This window comes from Arthrobacter sp. Bz4 (assembly GCF_003075455.1).
Lineage (GTDB): Bacteria > Actinomycetota > Actinomycetes > Actinomycetales > Micrococcaceae > Arthrobacter_D.
Window position 1 is genome coordinate 78,978 of the sequence record NZ_QDAE01000004.1, and the last position, 16,406, is coordinate 95,383.

The window sequence follows — 16,406 nt, forward strand, 5'->3', positions numbered from 1 at the left end:
AGCGCCCCGGGATAGATGAGCGCTCCAGAACTCGTCGTCGAAAATGACGTACTGGATGTCCAGATCCTCCGCGTGCGCAACGAGCCAATGGGACAGGATCCAGCCCTGGCGCCGGTTGTCATCGGTGACCGGGCGGAAGAAGATGTCGATGGCACGGCCGTCGTAGTGAGTGGACTCTCCGCCGTGTCCCTGGCCGATCCCACCCGGAGCGAACCCACCCAGGCTCTGGTCGCCGAAGACCTCGGTCATTGCCGCCCGCACCTGTTCGGCGCGGGACGTGAGCCCGGAGCCGGTCAGTTCCTGTTCCTCGAGGTCGCTGGCTGCCGACCCCCGGCAGCTCAGGCTGGGGCCCGCGTCACTGGCCGGCCCGTCGGTCAGTTGTTGGAGCACCGCAGCGTCAATGTCAGTGGTGTCGGGGGCTTCCAGTCCCCTGAGGCGGAGCGCAACAGCTGTGGTGGCCAGCTTCGCCTCGTCGCGGTCAAGCCCGACGTCGCCCTCAGCCGTTTCGACAGTGCAATCCGGACCGGCCAGGAGCGAACTGCCCTCCACTCGCAAGCCACCGGCCAGGCCGGGTCCCAGGAACACCAGTACCGATCCGGCCACCCCGAGCAGGAGAATCCACAGGACCACCCACTGCGGCCGACGTCGTCGCCCGCCCACCTCGCCCCTTGCGATCACACACCCCTTCCGTCAACAAAAACGCGTCAACGGGTTTAACTGGGTGGCCTGCCCGAATGGTTCCCTCCACCTATAGGGGTGTTGACCGGGCAACTGAGAGCGCCTGGCGCAGTGCCCGGTTTTACCTTCGGCGAATTCCATGTAGACTCGTACGCAGTTGTAGTGTTGCGCATTTTGTATTTCAAGCGGCGAAACCCAGACGGGCCAGCCGCTTTTTCTGTAGAAGCGGGAAACGAACGCCGCGACTGAAACTACCCGACAGTCGGGATCAGTTTCATATTTCCAGAAGGATGATTAAAAATGGCAACAGGTACCGTGAAATGGTTCAACGCTGACAAGGGCTTCGGCTTCATCGAGCCAGAAGATGGCAGCGCCGATGTGTTCGCTCACTTCTCAGCTATCAACTCGAGCGGCTTCAAGTCCCTCGACGAGAACCAGAAGGTTAGCTTTGAGACCGAGCAGGGCCCCAAGGGTCCTCAGGCCGTAAACATCCAGGTCGTCTAGTTCGACTTAGTGGTCAATGACCACTGAAATAGGGCGGGAAGCAATTCCCGCCCTATTTTGCGTTAAAGGACAAAACCCCGATCCAGAGGTGGGTGGGGTGCACCCGATCCGGGGGTCGGGCTATGGGCGCGGCTGATCGATTGACCGGCGCTCCAGCACCCAGCGGACCAGCAGGCCGGCGATCAGGGCCCAGAAGGCGCCGCCAACCCCTGCCAGGGTCAGCCCCGACGCGGCGACGAGAAAAGTCACGACGGCGCTCATCCGCTGCCCAACCTCTGCCAGTGCAGCAGCCAGCGCCGTCGCCATGGTCCCCATCAACGCCAGCCCGGCCACCGTCTCGATCAGGCCGGGAGGTGCTGCGGCGACCACAGTTACCAGCGCCGCTGACACGCTGGCCAGCACCAGATAGCAACAGCCCGCGCTAACGGCCGCGATCCACCGGCGGCTGCGATCGTGCCCGGCCGTCTCGCCAGCGGACAGTGCCGCCGACAGTGCCGCGAGATTCATGGCATGACCGCCGAAGGGCGCTGCCGCCGCGGTGCCGAGACCGGTGACGAACATCGACGCCCGCCACGGTGTCCGGTACCCAAAGGAAGCAAGAACCGCCACCCCGGGCACATTCTGTGAAGCCATCGTCACGATGTACAGCGGCAAAGCGATGCTGGCCATCGCCTGCACGCTGAATTCGGGGGTGGTGAGCTCAACCGTCGGTGCTGCGGCAGCCCAGTCGAGGGTGATCCGGTTGATCACCAGATAACCGGCGATCACCAGCAGGGCGCCCAGCAGGGTCAGGGGTACCGCCCACCGTGGGGCGAACCGTGTTCCCGCCAGCCAGATCAGGATCAAGGGCAGCACCAGGAGGGGAATACTCCCCAAAGCCTGGAACGGCGCGAGGCACAGCGGGAGTAGCACCCCAGCGAGCATTGCCTGCGCCAGAGCGGTCGGAATGCGGCCGATCAACCGGCCCAGGGCAGGGATCGTGCCGGTGGCAACGATCAGCGCGCCCGTGACAATAAACGCGCCGACGGCGGCGGGCCACCCGCCGTCGTATGAGGCCGCACCCGCCAGCAGCGCTGCGCCGGGGGTGGACCAGGCCAGGGTGATCGGAAGCCGGTAGACGGTGGAGAGCAGGATCATTCCGGCGCCGAAGATGACAGTCAACGCAAGGAGCCCCGACGCAGCCTGCTGCTCGGTGGCGCCAGCCGCTCGCAAGCCGGCTAGCACCACCGCGAATGACGAGGTGAAACCAGCCAGTGCGGTCACCACTCCGGCGAGCACTGGTTCCCGGAGGGTCGGGTGTGTTGCGGTGGGCGGCACGGGTGTGGTCTCGCAATCTGTGCGGCTGTTCAAAGACGTCCCGAAAACACCAGTTCTGTATACGGAACGCTGTTATCCTAGCCGGAGGAGGCCTTCAATGACCACTAGATCCACCCCCGATCGGCTGACCGCAGTGGGACGGACCATCCGGACGCTACGTTCAGAGCAGGGCCTCTCCCTGACGGGTTTGGCGGCGCAGGCCGGGATCGGTAAGGGAACGCTATCCGAGCTGGAGACCGGCCAACGCAACCCCACGCTCGAAACGCTGTATGCACTGGCCGCGCCATTGCACGTGCCGCTCGCGGTGCTCCTCGGCGAGGAACCAGGTGCGGAGGCCAGCGACGAAGCGGTCAGCGCTCGGCTGATGGGGATCCGCCATCACGACGACGGCGGCATCACCGAGGTGTACTGGCTCACCATTGCGCCGGACGGTTCGCGGGTGTCACCCCCGCACGGCCCGGGCGTCGTCGAACACCTGCTGGTGGTCCGCGGCAGTGCGAGGGTGGGTCGCGCCGCCGAGGAGCTCACGATCACGGCCGGTGAGTCTCATTCGTGGCGCAGCGACGATCACCACTCCTACACCGCAGCAGGGGAGGGCGCCGTTGCGGTCCTGACCATCAGCTCACCGCCGCCCGGCTAAGGCAGGGCCCGGCTAAGGGCCACTACAGCAGGACACCCGTCCGCGCGGTGCACAAACCAATAAACGCACCCAACTCCTCAAGCTGTTCTGGCCGGGACGGTAAATGGTGGGTGAGTTCGGGGGAGCGGATCACGACTGCCCGCCATTGCCCCCGCGATACTGCAACGTTGATCCGGTTGCGGTTCAGCAAGAAGCCGATCCCTCGCGGCGCCTCGGCTGCGGCGGAGCAGGCCATCGACACGAGGACCACCGGGGCTTCCTGACCCTGGAACCTGTCGACGGTTCCCACCCTGACACCGCTCAGGCCAGCTGCCGCAAGGTGGTCCTGGATCAGCTGGACCTGCGCGTTATACGCAGCCACCACCAGAATGTCTTCCGGCTCCAGGGGGCGCGGCAGCTCAGCCGCCCCGCCGGTCCACGACAGGCCCAGGTGGCGGTGGACCTGAAGGACTACCTCGCCGGCCTCCTCGGGTGATGAAGTAGTTCTCCCGGTGTGCGCCACCGCGATGCATTCCACCCCTGCTGGAGGTCCGTCGAGGAATCGTTGGGTAGCGGCCGGCGCCGACTCGAGTTTCCCGTCGTACGACAGCCGGGATACCGCTGCACAGACGTCGGGGTGCAGCCGCCAACTGTCGGCCAGGAAGTAGCCCAGCTCGGGCGAGAGCGTGGCGTGGCCTGCCGAAAGCCAGCCCAGCGCCGACGTGTCCACAGGTTCGGGGTGGGTTCCCTGGGTGACTTGCGGGAGCTGCTGCGGATCGCCGAGCAACAACAGCCGCGAGGCGGCACGGGAAACGGCCAGCGTATTGGCCAGCGAGTATTGCCCGGCTTCGTCGATGACCAGCAGATCCAGTGAGCCAGGCGGAACCTTGCTTCCCGTCATGGTCCAGGCGGTGCCGCCGACCAGCGCTCCGCCCGGAGAACCCAGGAGCGTTGCAACGCCGTCGTCGGTGGCATGCGACCAGGGTGCGTGGGGATCCTTGGTCTTCTTCGCGGTGCGCTCGGCCGGGACGCCCGCGGCCAGGGCCCGCCGGATCAGGTGCTCCACCACCTTGTGGGACTGCCCCACCACACCCACCTTCCAGCCGCGCGCCACGAGGGCCGCGATGACGTGGGAGCCGACATAGGTCTTTCCGGTGCCCGGGGGGCCCTGCACCGCCAGGTAGGAGTTGTCCAGGGCGGTCACGGCTTCGGTGATGGCGGTGACGTAGTCGCCGTCGACCACCACCGGCAGGGCCCGCAGACCAGACAGCGTGGGGTTGGCCCGACGCAGCACTTCCAGCCCGGGGCTGGGGGGAAGGCCGGGCAGGGCAGAGCCCACCTGGTGGGCCAGTTCGGACAGGGCAGCGCGGATGGTTTTTGTGGCGATGGGCTGATCGGGGGTCAACGCGACGGGAACCTGACTGTATTCGGCGCCGTTTTTCCTGAGCTTTTCCCGGACCTCCAGCACATCCCTGACCCCGTCGTGGTCCCGGCGGATCACTTCGGTGCCGAACCAGCCAGCCCTGAGCGAGGTCCCAGCATCCTCGGCTGCCAGGTCGTCAGGCAACGGCTGGTCATACATGCGGAACAGGGACTTGCCCGGCTCGAAGTCCGACCCCTCGGCGGCTACTCCGGACAACCGGAGGGTGCGGACCGGGTTGCTGCGGGGGGTGGGCTTTTCCCAGTCGGTGAGCACCTCGGCCCGCTGCACCACGAAAACGTTCCGGGTGTCCGCCCAGTCCTCGACAGCCCTGTCCAGCCGGTCAAAGTGCTCCCACCAGAACTGCTTGTCTTCGCGGCGGTGATAGCCCACCGCGGCGGCGACCATCGCCACCGCCTGCTCGTCGTCGGTGAGTGGGCGGGTGGCCGGTATGCCCTCCAGATAGTCCAGGAGCCGGGTTTCCTCCGGGCTGGGCTCCGCCAACTCGCCCGGGAGGTCAGCCCGCGGAGCGGGGGGAGCGGCGATGCCCCGCTCCGCGGCACGGTCCAGTAGCCAGTTACGCAGGCGCAGGGTCGACAGGCAGTCGTACTCGTTGTAGTCGCGGATCCCGGCCAGGATCTCGGCGGCCAGGGCGTCGTTCCCGGAATCCCGTGCCGTGCAATAGTCGGCATAGGCAACCACTGATGCTCCGGCGTCGGTCACGTCCCCGCTGCGCAGGTGCTCGCCCATGTAGAGGGGCTCAAGCTTCTTGATGCTGTAGGAGTGCTCCGAAATGCGCAGGCTGTGGCGCACGGTCTCGTAGAGGTCCACCAGAACGCCCTCCCGGAGCAGGGTGTCCACTGCGTCCTCGCCCACCACATGGGCGAGCGACAGGTTGCGCAGCGCCGTCTTCTCATAGGAGGCGTAATGGTAGATGTGCAGGTCGGGGTACAGGGCGCGGCGCCGCGCAACGTATTCCAGGAAGTCGGTGAAGGCATGACGTTCCTCGACGCGCGAGTGGGCCCACAGCGGCAGGAACGGCGGAGGGTCGCCGGCACGGTCCGGGTTCTCGACGACGCCGAACAGGTACTCCAGCCCCCACCGTCCGGCGCTGTCCTGCCACAGGGGGTCGCCCTCGAAATCAAAGAAGATGTCGCCCTGGCTCGGCGCCGGGAGCGTGGCCAGCGTGTGATCGGGAAGTACCCGGTAGCTCAGTGTGGTGGGCACGCCGTCCTTGCCGGTGTACTCGACGCTGCCATCAGGGTGGGCGGTATTGGTCTGCATGCGGGCCTGGTCACGGAGCCGGAGCAGGCTCTTGTCCGTCGCGGGAACCTCCATGGCAGCGAGCTGGTCAATGGTCCTGATGTTGATCTCGTGCAGCTTCGCCCGACGGGTGGTGCTCATCCCGCCCACCAGCAGCAGGTCCCGGGTCTCGGCGACTTTCAGCTGGCAGTAGTTGCAGCGGCCGCAGGAAGAATGCGTGGGGCTGCCCCACAACACCGGCTCGGGCTGGCTGCGGTGGGTGTCGATCAGGCGCAGGAACCGGTCGCGGCGCTCGCGAAACACGGGCAGGATGTCCAACAGGCTGTGGACGCTATGGGCGCCGTTGCCCAGGACCAGGGTGACCTCGGGTGCCGTGGGGATGCCCGCCGCGAGTAGCTGGTCGCCGTAGGCCGCCAACTGCAGGAGAGCGCTCACCTTCGCGTGGCGGGCCAGTTTGGTGTCCCACACCGCATAGGAGCTTTCGGCGGTTTTCACCAGGAAATCGGATCTGCCATGGAACTGGCCGTCGAAAAACGCGGCCTGAAAGACGACGTCGGCGCCCGACCGGAGTGCGGCTATCGACTCCCGGTGCTTGGTTTCCAGCAGGGCACGTTCCATGCCCGCAGCGGGTACGACGTCGTACACGCCAGTCCCGGCAGCCGGATTCCACGGTCCGTGCTCGGCCACCAGGGCATCAAGGACCTTGCGTTCATGAACGTCACCCAGGACGGCGGTGCGCTCCAGCATGGCGTCGACGTCGAACTCCGGTTTGGTGGAGCGGCCCAGCTTCTCGTCGAGGACGGAGAGCAGCCGGTACTCACATTCGGCGGCAGTCACCAGATCGGTGGCCGAAAAAACCAGGTCCGGCAATGCACCGGGGACCGTCGGGTCGAGAAGAAACACTGTGCCTCCCAGCGGCTGCAACCTTGGAGCTGTTCACGGTATCAGGACGCTCTCAGCTAACCATTTCCCCCTGACAGTTTGGCGGGCGGCCCGGTCGGGTGTGACATGTCCAACGCCAGCCCGGTGGGGTCCGGCGGGCCGGGCTGCGGTAATTTGGAAGGACCGACCCCTTTGGAGAAACCGATGAGCCCCCGCATCCTGTTCCGCACCGTCGCCGTTGCCGAGGCGCTGACCTGGGCCTTCCTGCTCCTGGCGATGTTCCTCAAATACGTCACCCAGACAACCGAGGCGCTCATCTCGCCGGCGGGCGGGATCCACGGCTTCGTGTTCCTCATGTTCGTGGTGGTCACCATCTTCGTCTGGGTGAACCAGCGCTGGTCACCCAAGGTGGGTTTGCTCGGACTGCTCTCCGCAGTGGTGCCGCTCGCGTCGGTCGTGTTCGACCAGACCATGGAACGCCGCGGGAAGCTCGACGGCGGCTGGCGGCTCGCTCCCGGAGCTGACACCCCGCGCGGCCCAATCGAACAGCTGCAGGCCTGGGTGCTGCGCAAGCCGCTGATCGCCGCCGTGGTGTCAGTGGCAGGCATCGCCGTGGTCTTCGCCGCCCTGCTCGTCATCGGCCCGCCGGTCCCCAGCAGCTAGTAAGTTGATACCACACCACTTCACTGATAGGCGGGCATGACCAGCACACCCCAGACGCCCGACGACGACCGGTTCTTCCTGCACGAAGGCAGGAAATGGCGCCGCGCCGATCCGACGCTGCCCGACGATGTCGAGAAGCAGCTGCTGTCCCAACTGGGCCGAGGCCGCTCGGCAGTCAACAAATACCGCAAGGCCAAACAGGAACCCAAGGTGAAGGACGCGCGACGCCGCGTGCAGCTCGCCAAGGAGGGCCTCGGTGAGCGCGGCACCCCCTGGTGGGAGCAGTCACCCGCCGAACGGCAGAAACGCTGGGAAAAAGCCCTGAAGGCCCTCGACGACCTGAGGACTCCCGACGAACCCGCAGCGGACGCCGCACCAGCCAAGGAACCAGCCCAGGCCGCACCCCAGGATGGGCCGGCCAAGGACAGCTAGCGGGTCCGGGTTTTCGCCGGGGCGTTGTGGCCGGCGCAGATCCACCGCACCGAGCCGCCAGCGATCCTGGCCCTGAGGACTTCCTCGGTCTGCCGGGCCTGTGCCGCGTCGCTGATCGTGAGCCGGTAGAACTGCCTGAGCTCACCGTGTGTGGAGACGGACACCGCGTCGCCCGAGAAGAGCACCTCACCGAACTGGAACGCCATGTGCCCGGGGGTGTGGCCCGGCGTCGGGAAGGCCACGAGGCCGTCGAAGATGCTCTGCTCGCCGGTCAGTTCGGTCACCCGCGCCGGATAGTCGGTGGGGAACACCCTGGCCAGGAAGCGCCTGAAACGGGTTGGTGGCGGAACGTCGCCGCGCAGGATCGCCGCGTCCTCGGCGCCGAGCCAGACCGGCACTCCCAGGGTCTGCTGCAGGCGTTTCGCCACCCGGGTGTGATCGGCGTCGTAGTGAGTCAGCAGAATGTCAGTGACCGGGCCAATGACCGGCTCCGCGTCCCGCAGCTCGTCGAGCAACCGGGCATACCCGCCCGGCATGCCCGGGTCGATGATCGCTGTGGACCCGTTGGCGCTGACCAGATACCCGTTTGCACCCTTCGAATTTTCGAGCTGGTAGCAATTCGGGGCGATCAGTCGCATGGGGGGATCCTCGTTCTTTCCTCTAGTAGTTCAAGGATATGGCGATAGTCCTCCCCGGTGGCCCGGGTCATCCCCAGTTCGCAGGTGCGGTTGCACGAGGCGTGGGCCGAGGCGTTGAAGCCGGCAACATCGACGGCTTGCCGGCTCGTGGCGGACGCGGTGAGCTCGGGGTGAAGCATCCCGCGGTCACCGGCGAAGGCGCAGCACCCCCACGTTTCAGGGACCAGCACTTCACTCGCGACGACGCCGGCCACCGCCTCCAGGGCCGGGTTCAGGCCCAGCCGCGTCGAGGAACAGGTGGGATGCAGCGCCAGCGACTCGAGCGGTTCGACGGCGCCCAGCAGGGGCAGCACCCGGTCGGCCACAAACTGCACTGCATCCAGCACCACCAGGGGTGGCCTGCCGGACGACTCCAGTTCACGAGAGGCCTGTTCAAGCGCGCCGTTGAGCCCCTCCGTGCAGGAGGAGGCGTCGCAGACGATCGGGAGCTCGCCGTCGTGCGTGGCTTCCCGCAACGCTGCGACAGTCTTCGCCCGCATCGTCGCCTCACCGGCGGCCATGCCCTTCGACGACCACGGCGTCCCGCAGCACAGCCCGTCAATCCCAGCCGGTACCAGCAGTGAAAGCCCCGCGCGCTCGCAGAGCAACGCGAAACTCGTCTGTACTCCCGAACCGGTCCCGGCCGGGCCAAACATCGTCCCCACGCAGGCCGGAAAGTACACGGCGTCGGGTGCTGCGGTGGGGGTGGGCCGCGCCCGCCGGGCCCCACCTGACGGCAGCTCGGCAGAATACAGGGGCACCGAGTCGTGCCCCAGCACCGTCCGGGCCAGCCGGTTCGCCGGGACGACGACGGCGTCGGGAACCTTCGCTGCGGCGTCGAGTACCAGCCCACCGCCGCGCGTGACCAGGTTCCACCGGTGCGCTGCCCCGCCCCACGCCAGGTTCGCGGCTCGTCCGGCACCGTCGCGGCGCAGCCGTTTGACCAGTGACCCCGTGTTGATTTCCACCGGGCACGCGGTCTGGCACATGCCGTCGACGGCGCAGGTCTGGACCGATTCGTAGTCGTAATCGTCCTCGAGCCGCGCCGCCAAGCCGGGGTCGCCGTCGAGCCGTGCCTGCTCGATGGCGCGCAGGGTCACGATGCGCTGGCGCGGGGTAAGGGTGATGTCCTTGCTGGGGCAGACCGGTTCGCAGAAGCCGCAGGAGACGCAGCGGTCCACCTCGGGGGCCACCGGTGGCGCGGTCTTGATGTGGCGGAGGTGGGCCTCCGGGTCGTCGTCGAGGATGATTCCCGGGTTGAGCATGCCGGCCGGGTCGAACAACTGCTTGAGTTCACGCATGATCGAGTACAGCTCAGCGCCGTACTGCCGGCGGACGTACGGCGACATCATGCGGCCGGTGCCATGCTCGGCCTTCAGCGACCCGTTCTCGCCCAGCACCAGATCCACCATGTCCTCGGTAAATGCCCGGTACCGCTCCAGCTCGTCGGGGGCAGCGAACCGGTCGGTGAGCATGAAATGGATGTTGCCGTCCTTGGCATGCCCGAAAATCACGCTGTCGCTGTAACGGTGCTCGCCGAACAGCCTGGTCAGTTCGGTGCAGGTGCGCGCCAGCGCCGGGACGGGGACCACCACATCCTCCAGCAGGGCAGTGGTGCCCGGCGGTCTGGCCCCCGACACCGACGCGTAGAGGCCCTTGCGGAGTTGCCACAGGCTCGCCCGGGCCGCCGGGTCGGAGCTGAAACGGGCAGGTTCGCTCAACCCGAGACCTGCGAGCAGCGGCGGCTGGTCGCGTTGCAGGTCGTCGAGTTCAGCCGCCGACGACGCCGAATACTCCACCAGCAGCGCGCAGTGCTGCAGAATGTTGAGGCCGCGGACGACGTCGGGAGCCCCCGTCAGGGTCTGGCCCACCTTCAGGGAGACGGCGTCCATCAGCTCGGCGGTCGCCGCTCCCGAATCGACCAGGGTGGGCAGGGCTGCAGTCGCGGTTTCCAGGTCCGGGAACACCAGCAGGCCCGTCGCCGCGAACGCCGGGCGGGGAATGGTGCGGAACACCGCCTCGGCGATGAAGCCCAGGGTGCCCTCGCTGCCCACAATCAGGTGGGCCAGCATGTCGGCGGGGGTGTTGAAGTCGAGCAGGGAGTTCAGCCCGTACCCCATGGTGTTCTTCATGGAGAACTGGTGGCGCACCGTCCGCACGGACGCCGGGTTGTCCCGCAGCCGTGCGGATAAGCGCAGCAACCCGTCAAAAAGGTCAGGTTCCAGGGCCCGTAACCTGGGGTTCGCGTCGGCGGCCGCGGTGTCGACGACGGTGCCGCTGGGCAACACCACCGTCACCGACTCAAGGGTCCGATAGGCGTTGTCAGTGGTGCCGCAGTTCATTCCTGACGAGTTGTTAGCCACCACCCCGCCGATGGTGCACGCCGCTTCGCTGGCGGGGTCCGGGCCGAACTTCCGCCCGTACCGGGCCAGCCGGGCGTTGAGTGCCCTCACAGTGACGCCCGGCTGAACCCGCACCCGGGCGCCGTCGTCGAGCACCTCGATCTCCCGGAAGTTCCTGCGTACGTCGACCAACACGCTGTCGGTGACAGCCTGCCCGCTGAGGCTGGTGCCTCCCGAGCGGAGGGTCAACGGAAGGCCCTGCGCGGCGCTGGCCCGCAGCAAGGCCCCCACCTCGGCAGCGTCGGAGGGCACCACCACCGCCTGGGGGATGAGCAGGAAGTGCGAGGCGTCGTGGGCGTTGGCGTGCAGGTCGATGGCGCGGGTCTTGACCTGCCCCGGGTCGGCGACTGCCGCGCGCAGGGCGTCGAGTATCTGCGGCGCCGGCCGGGTGCTCAGTGTTTCGCCTTGTACTGCACTGGTTCGGGCAGTCCCGCCTGGCGACGGATGCCAGCCGACAGCCGTTCGATCGATTTCAGGGCGCTGGTGAGGTCGTCGACCCCCACGGGGAAGGGCATGTTGTGGATGGTCTCGCCGGGCACGGTTGCCGCTTCGGCTACCCGCCGCAGGTCCTCGTCATCGTCGGTGGACAGGCCTATCTCGGTCAGCGTGTTCGGCAGCCCCACCCGGGTGGTGAATTCGACGAAGTCCCGGATGTCGGCGCTGGGTGCGCCCTCGAGGACCAGTTGGGTGAGGGACCCAATGTTGACTTTCTGCCCGTGCGCCAGGCCGTGGGTCTGGTTGGCGGCGGTCAGCCCGTTGTGGATGGCGTGGGCGGCGGCCAGCCCGCCGGACTCGAACCCGAGCCCGGACAGCAGCGTGTTGGCCTCCACCACCTTTTCCAGGGCGGGGGTGACCACGTTGTCGCGGACGGCGTCGAGCGCCGGGAGCGCGTTTTCCCACAGCACGTCCCAGGACAGCCGGGCCAGGGCTGTGCCGGTCACGGTGGGCAGGCCACCGGCCATGGTGTTGGCGAAGGACTGGCTGGTGGCCCGGGCCTCCAGCCAGGTGGCGAGGGCGTCGCCCACTCCTGCGGCGAGGAACGACGCCGGCGCGTTGGCGACCAGCTGCGTGTCCACCAGCACCAGGTCCGGGTTGCGGGGGAAGAAGCGGTACTCCTCGAAGACGCCGTCGTCCGTGTAGATCACCGACAGGGCAGAGGTCGGTGCGTCGGTGGAGGCGACGGTGGGGACGGTGACCCAGCGGATCCCCGCCGCGAAGCCCGACGCTTTGACCGCGTCGATGGTGCTGCCGCCGCCCACTGCCACGATCACGTCGGCCTGGTGCTCGGAGATCAGGGCGGTCAACCGGTTGACCTCGTTGGCGCTGGGGACCCCGCCGAACCCCACCCGGGTGGTCGGTAGGTTGGCTGCAGTCATGGAGGCTTCGACGTCGTGCGCTACGAAACCCCAGACCAGATCGTCCGCCACGATCAACGGCTTGCTGCCCAGCGGCGTGAGGAATTCGCCCACCCGGTGGATGGCGCCTTTGCCCTGGACGTACCGGGCCGGGCTGATCATGGTGCGGACCTGCATCGGACTACTCATCTCAATCTCCTTCGATAGAGGGTTGTTCCACTGCCAGCGTAGGCGTGCAACGCCTGACGGGCACCACGCATTCTCACAAGGCGAGAACCGAAGTTGGAGGCTGCGGTGATTAACGGCAGACTGCTGGAAACACGAGCCCCATCCCACGACCCAAAGGCAGGCCCGCAATGATCTTCATCGTCGTCAAATTCAACGTCAAACCGGACTGGACCGACCGGTGGCTCGACCTCACCCGCCAATTCACCGAATCCACCCGCAACGAGCCGGGGAACCTGTGGTTCGACTGGTCGCGCAGCGTCGAGAACCCCAACGAGTTCGTCCTGGTCGAAGCGTTCCAGGACGACGCCGCCGGGGACCACGTCAACAGCGCCCACTTCCAGCAGGCGATGAAGGACATGCCGCAGGCACTCGTGGAGACCCCGCAGATCATCAGCGAGAAGATCGCCGCCGACGGTTGGGGTCGCATGGGTGAGCTGACCGTCGAGTAGGTTGCCCCTGACTTGACGGACCGGCGAAGATGGGGGCATGGGACGCAACGATGCTCTTACCGGTATGGCTTCGGTGCAGAAGGCTTTTGCGCTGCTCGACGTCGTTGCCGCCGACGAGCGTGGACTGTCCGCCAAGGAAATTGCGGCAGCTTTGGACATGCCGCTCCCCAGTGTGTACCGGCTCCTGAAAACCCTGGTGGAATCACGGCATCTGGTTCATTTGAAGGATGAGAGCCGCTACGCCCTCGGCTACAAACTGCATGCCCTGGATGCGTCGCTGCACCGCCAGATCGGAACACCGTCGGCCGTTGCCAGGCTGGTACTCGAACTGCATTCGAGGGGCGACGCCGCCGCCTACTATGCGGTGCACCGCGGCGATCACATTGTGGTGGCCCACGTGGTGGATTCCCCGACCCGGCGACGCATCACCCCCATGGGCTTCGGCTTCAACGACGCCGCGCACGCCACCGCCTTCGGAAAGATCCTCCTCGCCGGGATGGACCCCACGCGGCGGCGGGCGTTCCTGACCAGGCAGGGGCTGCCCGCCATGACGTCCAATACCATCAGGACCCGCGACGACCTGGAGCGGGAACTGGAGAAGGTCAGCGCGGGTGGCATCGCCGTCGAGCGCGAAGAGTTCATGATCGGGTCATCCTGCCTGGGTGCGCCGGTGCGGAACGCGGCCGGGCAGATCGTGGGATCCGTTGCGGTTTCCCTCGACGCCGCGGACTTTGATCGGCGGTCCGGGCAGATCGCCGTGCTGCTGCGTGACACGGCCGACAAGGTGGGCCGCGCGCTCCGGGCCACCTCGGTGTTACCGCAGCGTCAATAGATTCTCGATAGCATCAAGCTATGGAGAACCAGTCCCAGTTGTGGGGTGTCATCACTGAGGTGCTGACGTGGGTGGGGCTGGTACCGGGGATTCTGTTGATCCTGGTCGCCTGGATTATCCGTACCTCCCAACTCGGCTGGACCGCCACTGACGCAGTGGTTTTCGTCTCCGGGGAGGGCATCGGCTATCGCTGGCATGACCAGGAATACGAGATCCGGGAGACCCTGTTCTCTTTCAGGGAGGGCAAGGACCTGGTGCCGGGCACCGAATTTATCCTCTACTACAACCGGCGGGACCCTGACGAGTACTCCCTGAGCGAACCGGTACCGCCAGCGCACTCGCTCAGGATCCTGGGCTGGGTCCTGACCGGGATTGGCGCGGCGGCCGCGGTGGTGGGGTTTGTGCTGATCTTCGTGTGATGTGCCGAGGGTGGGTCCCGTGCCGGGGCCCGGGACCCCACCCGCCAGGTTTACAGGGCCGGCAGCTTTACAGGGCCGACGTCGCCAGCTGCTCCGCGATGTACTCCGCCTGCCGGATCGCCAGCGCCACGATGGTGAGGGTCGGGTTGGCTGCCGCGCCGGTGGTGAATTGCGAACCGTCCGACACGAACAGGTTCTTCACGTCGTGGGTCTGACCCCACTGATTGACGACGCCGTCTTCCGGACGCTCGCTCATCCGCGCCGTTCCCATGTTGTGGGTCGCCGGGTACGGCGGGGTGTGGTGCGAGGACAACGCGCCCACCGCCTCGTAGAGCAGCGACGCCTGCTGGTAGCCGTGATTGCGCATCGCTGTGTCGTTGGGGTGGTCATCGAAATGCACATTCGGCACGGGCAGTCCCAGCCGGTCCGTCACACTGGTGTTCAACGTGACCCGGTTGGTTTCCTGCGGCATGTCCTCGCCGACAATCCACAACCCGGCTGTGTTTTCGTAGTCGTCGAGCAGTGACGCGAAGTTCGGTCCCCAGGCTCCGGGGTCCGCGAAGCTGGCCAGGAACGCCGGGCCCAACGCGATGGTTTCCAGATAGTAGCCACCCGAGAAGCCGCGGTCCACGTCGTGCCGGGACTCGTCAGCCACTAGACCGGCCATCGTTTCCCCGCGGTACATGTGAACCGGTTTGTCGAACTTGGCGTACACCGAGCCGGTGGTGTGGCGCATGTAGTTGCGGCCCAGCTGGCCGGATGAATTGGCCAGCCCATCAGGGAACAGGGGAGACCCAGAGAGCAGCAGCAGGCGCGGCGTCTCGATCGAGTTTCCAGCCACCGCCACGAGGCGGGCCTGCTGGCGTTGGAGGTTCCCGGCGTCGTCGATGTACATGACGCTGTCCACGGTGCCTTCGGGGGTGTGGGTGATTTGCACGGCGTGGCAGTTGGGGCGGAGGTCCAGTTTCCCCGTGCGCAGCGCCTTGGGGATTTCGGACACCAGAGTGGACCATTTGGACTTGTTCTTGTCGCCCTGGAAGTTGAAGCCGTCCTGGATAGAGGCGGGCCGGCCGTCATAGGGTTCGGCGTTGGTGCCGTACGGGCCGGTGGCGTAATGCCGGTAACCGATCCGCTCGGCGCCGGCCGCGAGCACCTTGTAGTTGTTGTTGGCGGGCAACGCCGGCCGGCCGTGGCGGTGGGTGCTGCCGATCTTCTGCTCGGCCTTGTCGTAATACGGTGCCAGGTCGTCGAGGGTGATGGGCCAGTCCAGCAGGTTGGCGCCGTCGATCCGCCCGTAGGTGCTGCGGGTCTTGAACTCGTGGGCCTTGAACCGCGGGGTGGCGCCGGACCAGTGGGTGGTGGTGCCGCCCACCGCCTTCACCAGCCAGGCGGGCAGGTTGGGGAAGTCGCGCGCAATCCGCCAGGTGCCCGACGTCGTCCGCGGGTCCAGCCAGGCCATCTGGTTGAACGATTCCCACTCGTGGTTGATGTACTCGTCGTGTTTGATGTGGCCGCCCGCTTCGAGGACCACCACCTTGATGCCCTTCGCGGTAAGTTCGTGGGCGAGGGTGCCGCCGCCCGCGCCGGAGCCGATAATGACGACCACCGAGTCGTCGTCCAGGTCGAAGTGTGCGCTGTCAGAGTGCTCAGCTGTCTCGTTGCTCATATGGTCCGTCCTTCTTCAACTTTGTCCTGGCCCTTGAAGAGGTCCTCGACGGGCTCCTCGCCGGTGCTGTCTGCGGCGTCCCTGACCCGCTGCGGTGCCTGCTGCGCGATGTCGTAGCCGAGCGGCCCGATCTCGGTGAGCGGTTCGTCCGCCTCCTCGACCCGGGGGCTGGGAAGCCAGTCCAGATCATCGAATCCGCGGTGCAGGTAGCCGCCCTTGGAGAATGACTCGCCCTCGTAGCCGAAGACGTCCCAGACCTCGGGGTCGTCATAGAAGTTCAGGACGGTGGTCCGCCGGATGAAGCCGAAGAAGTCGAGGTCAGCGATGCGCTGCAGCACGGCGAGGGCGCGGTCATCGGAGAGGTCGAGGAAGTTCTCGCCGCCCTGCTGATTTAGCGTCAGCAGCCCCTGGGTCAGGGCCACCCTGAACCAGGTGGATTCGTTGGACTCGGCGATGATCTTGTCGGCCATCCGCTCGTACGGCCCGTCCGGGATCTTCGGGTGCGGGAACGCCACCCGGATAATCCGGACCAGGATCCGCCGGGCCTCCTGCGTGAGTTGAAGCTCATTGAGCGTCGAATACTTAGCGGGATACGCCATT

15 protein-coding genes are annotated in these 16,406 nt (G+C 66.7%); 8 read left to right on the forward strand and 7 right to left on the reverse strand.

The window, feature by feature from the left end; all coding sequences use genetic code 11:
* Positions 1 to 15: 15 nt before the first annotated feature.
* Both DDA93_RS16280 and DDA93_RS04865 read left to right on the forward strand, forming a co-directional pair.
* A complete protein-coding gene (locus DDA93_RS16280; protein ID WP_165802568.1) occupies positions 16 to 717 on the forward strand; it encodes a hypothetical protein in 702 nt (233 codons plus the stop codon).
* Positions 718 to 978: 261 nt separating this feature from the next.
* A complete protein-coding gene (locus tag DDA93_RS04865; protein WP_019483883.1) occupies positions 979 to 1,182 on the forward strand; it encodes a cold-shock protein in 204 nt (67 codons plus the stop codon).
* 120 nt (positions 1,183 to 1,302) lie between these two features.
* Here DDA93_RS04865 and DDA93_RS04870 read toward each other — a convergent pair whose 3' ends face one another.
* Entirely contained in the window at positions 1,303 to 2,499 is a 1,197-nt protein-coding gene (locus DDA93_RS04870) for a benzoate/H(+) symporter BenE family transporter (RefSeq protein ID WP_243400511.1), read from the reverse strand.
* A gap of 97 nt (positions 2,500 to 2,596) precedes the next feature.
* On the opposite strand from DDA93_RS04870, the gene DDA93_RS04875 reads away from it, so the two are divergent.
* On the forward strand, positions 2,597 to 3,139 hold the full coding sequence (locus tag DDA93_RS04875) for an XRE family transcriptional regulator (protein WP_019483886.1): 543 nt from the start codon (positions 2,597 to 2,599) through the stop codon (positions 3,137 to 3,139).
* Between the two features lie 22 nt (positions 3,140 to 3,161).
* Here DDA93_RS04875 and DDA93_RS04880 read toward each other — a convergent pair whose 3' ends face one another.
* The gene (locus tag DDA93_RS04880; protein ID WP_116778163.1) at positions 3,162 to 6,704 is read right to left on the reverse strand and encodes a bifunctional RecB family nuclease/DEAD/DEAH box helicase; all 3,543 of its coding nucleotides are present in this window, start codon (positions 6,702 to 6,704) and stop codon (positions 3,162 to 3,164) included.
* Positions 6,705 to 6,887: 183 nt separating this feature from the next.
* Between DDA93_RS04880 and DDA93_RS04885 the strand changes: the two genes are divergently transcribed.
* Together DDA93_RS04885 and DDA93_RS04890 are read left to right on the forward strand one after the other, a co-directional pair.
* A complete protein-coding gene (locus DDA93_RS04885) occupies positions 6,888 to 7,346 on the forward strand; it encodes a DUF3817 domain-containing protein (RefSeq protein ID WP_116778164.1) in 459 nt (152 codons plus the stop codon).
* Positions 7,347 to 7,382: 36 nt separating this feature from the next.
* Positions 7,383 to 7,778, forward strand: coding sequence for a 2-polyprenylphenol hydroxylase (locus DDA93_RS04890; protein ID WP_116778165.1), 396 nt, complete (start codon positions 7,383 to 7,385; stop codon positions 7,776 to 7,778).
* On the opposite strand, the gene DDA93_RS04895 is transcribed toward DDA93_RS04890, so the two are convergent.
* Genes DDA93_RS04895 through DDA93_RS04905 form a run of 3 tightly spaced genes read right to left on the reverse strand, consistent with a single transcriptional unit; the run spans position 7,775 to position 12,401 of the window.
* On the reverse strand, positions 7,775 to 8,416 hold the full coding sequence (locus tag DDA93_RS04895) for an MBL fold metallo-hydrolase (protein WP_116778166.1): 642 nt from the start codon (positions 8,414 to 8,416) through the stop codon (positions 7,775 to 7,777). The two genes, DDA93_RS04890 and DDA93_RS04895, sit on opposite strands and share 4 nt — an antisense overlap.
* Entirely contained in the window at positions 8,407 to 11,229 is a 2,823-nt protein-coding gene (locus DDA93_RS04900) for an FAD-binding and (Fe-S)-binding domain-containing protein (RefSeq protein ID WP_116778167.1), read from the reverse strand. The genes DDA93_RS04895 and DDA93_RS04900 overlap by 10 nt, the downstream gene beginning before the upstream one ends.
* A gap of 20 nt (positions 11,230 to 11,249) precedes the next feature.
* On the reverse strand, positions 11,250 to 12,401 hold the full coding sequence (locus tag DDA93_RS04905) for a glycerol dehydrogenase (protein WP_026041211.1): 1,152 nt from the start codon (positions 12,399 to 12,401) through the stop codon (positions 11,250 to 11,252).
* 167 nt (positions 12,402 to 12,568) lie between these two features.
* On the opposite strand from DDA93_RS04905, the gene DDA93_RS04910 reads away from it, so the two are divergent.
* The 3 genes from DDA93_RS04910 to DDA93_RS04920 are packed head-to-tail and all read left to right on the forward strand — an operon-like array spanning position 12,569 to position 14,140.
* Positions 12,569 to 12,889: a putative quinol monooxygenase gene (locus DDA93_RS04910; RefSeq protein ID WP_019483893.1), complete on the forward strand. Its 321-nt coding sequence runs from the start codon at positions 12,569 to 12,571 to the stop codon at positions 12,887 to 12,889.
* Positions 12,890 to 12,926: 37 nt separating this feature from the next.
* Entirely contained in the window at positions 12,927 to 13,721 is a 795-nt protein-coding gene (locus tag DDA93_RS04915) for an IclR family transcriptional regulator (RefSeq protein WP_019483894.1), read from the forward strand.
* Positions 13,722 to 13,741: 20 nt separating this feature from the next.
* Positions 13,742 to 14,140: a hypothetical protein gene (locus DDA93_RS04920; RefSeq protein ID WP_019483895.1), complete on the forward strand. Its 399-nt coding sequence runs from the start codon at positions 13,742 to 13,744 to the stop codon at positions 14,138 to 14,140.
* Between the two features lie 67 nt (positions 14,141 to 14,207).
* Here DDA93_RS04920 and DDA93_RS04925 read toward each other — a convergent pair whose 3' ends face one another.
* Positions 14,208 to 15,806: a GMC family oxidoreductase gene (locus DDA93_RS04925; RefSeq protein ID WP_019483896.1), complete on the reverse strand. Its 1,599-nt coding sequence runs from the start codon at positions 15,804 to 15,806 to the stop codon at positions 14,208 to 14,210.
* A complete protein-coding gene (locus DDA93_RS04930; RefSeq protein WP_019483897.1) occupies positions 15,803 to 16,405 on the reverse strand; it encodes a hypothetical protein in 603 nt (200 codons plus the stop codon). Before DDA93_RS04930 ends, DDA93_RS04925 begins: the two co-directional genes overlap by 4 nt.
* Position 16,406 lies beyond the last annotated feature (1 nt).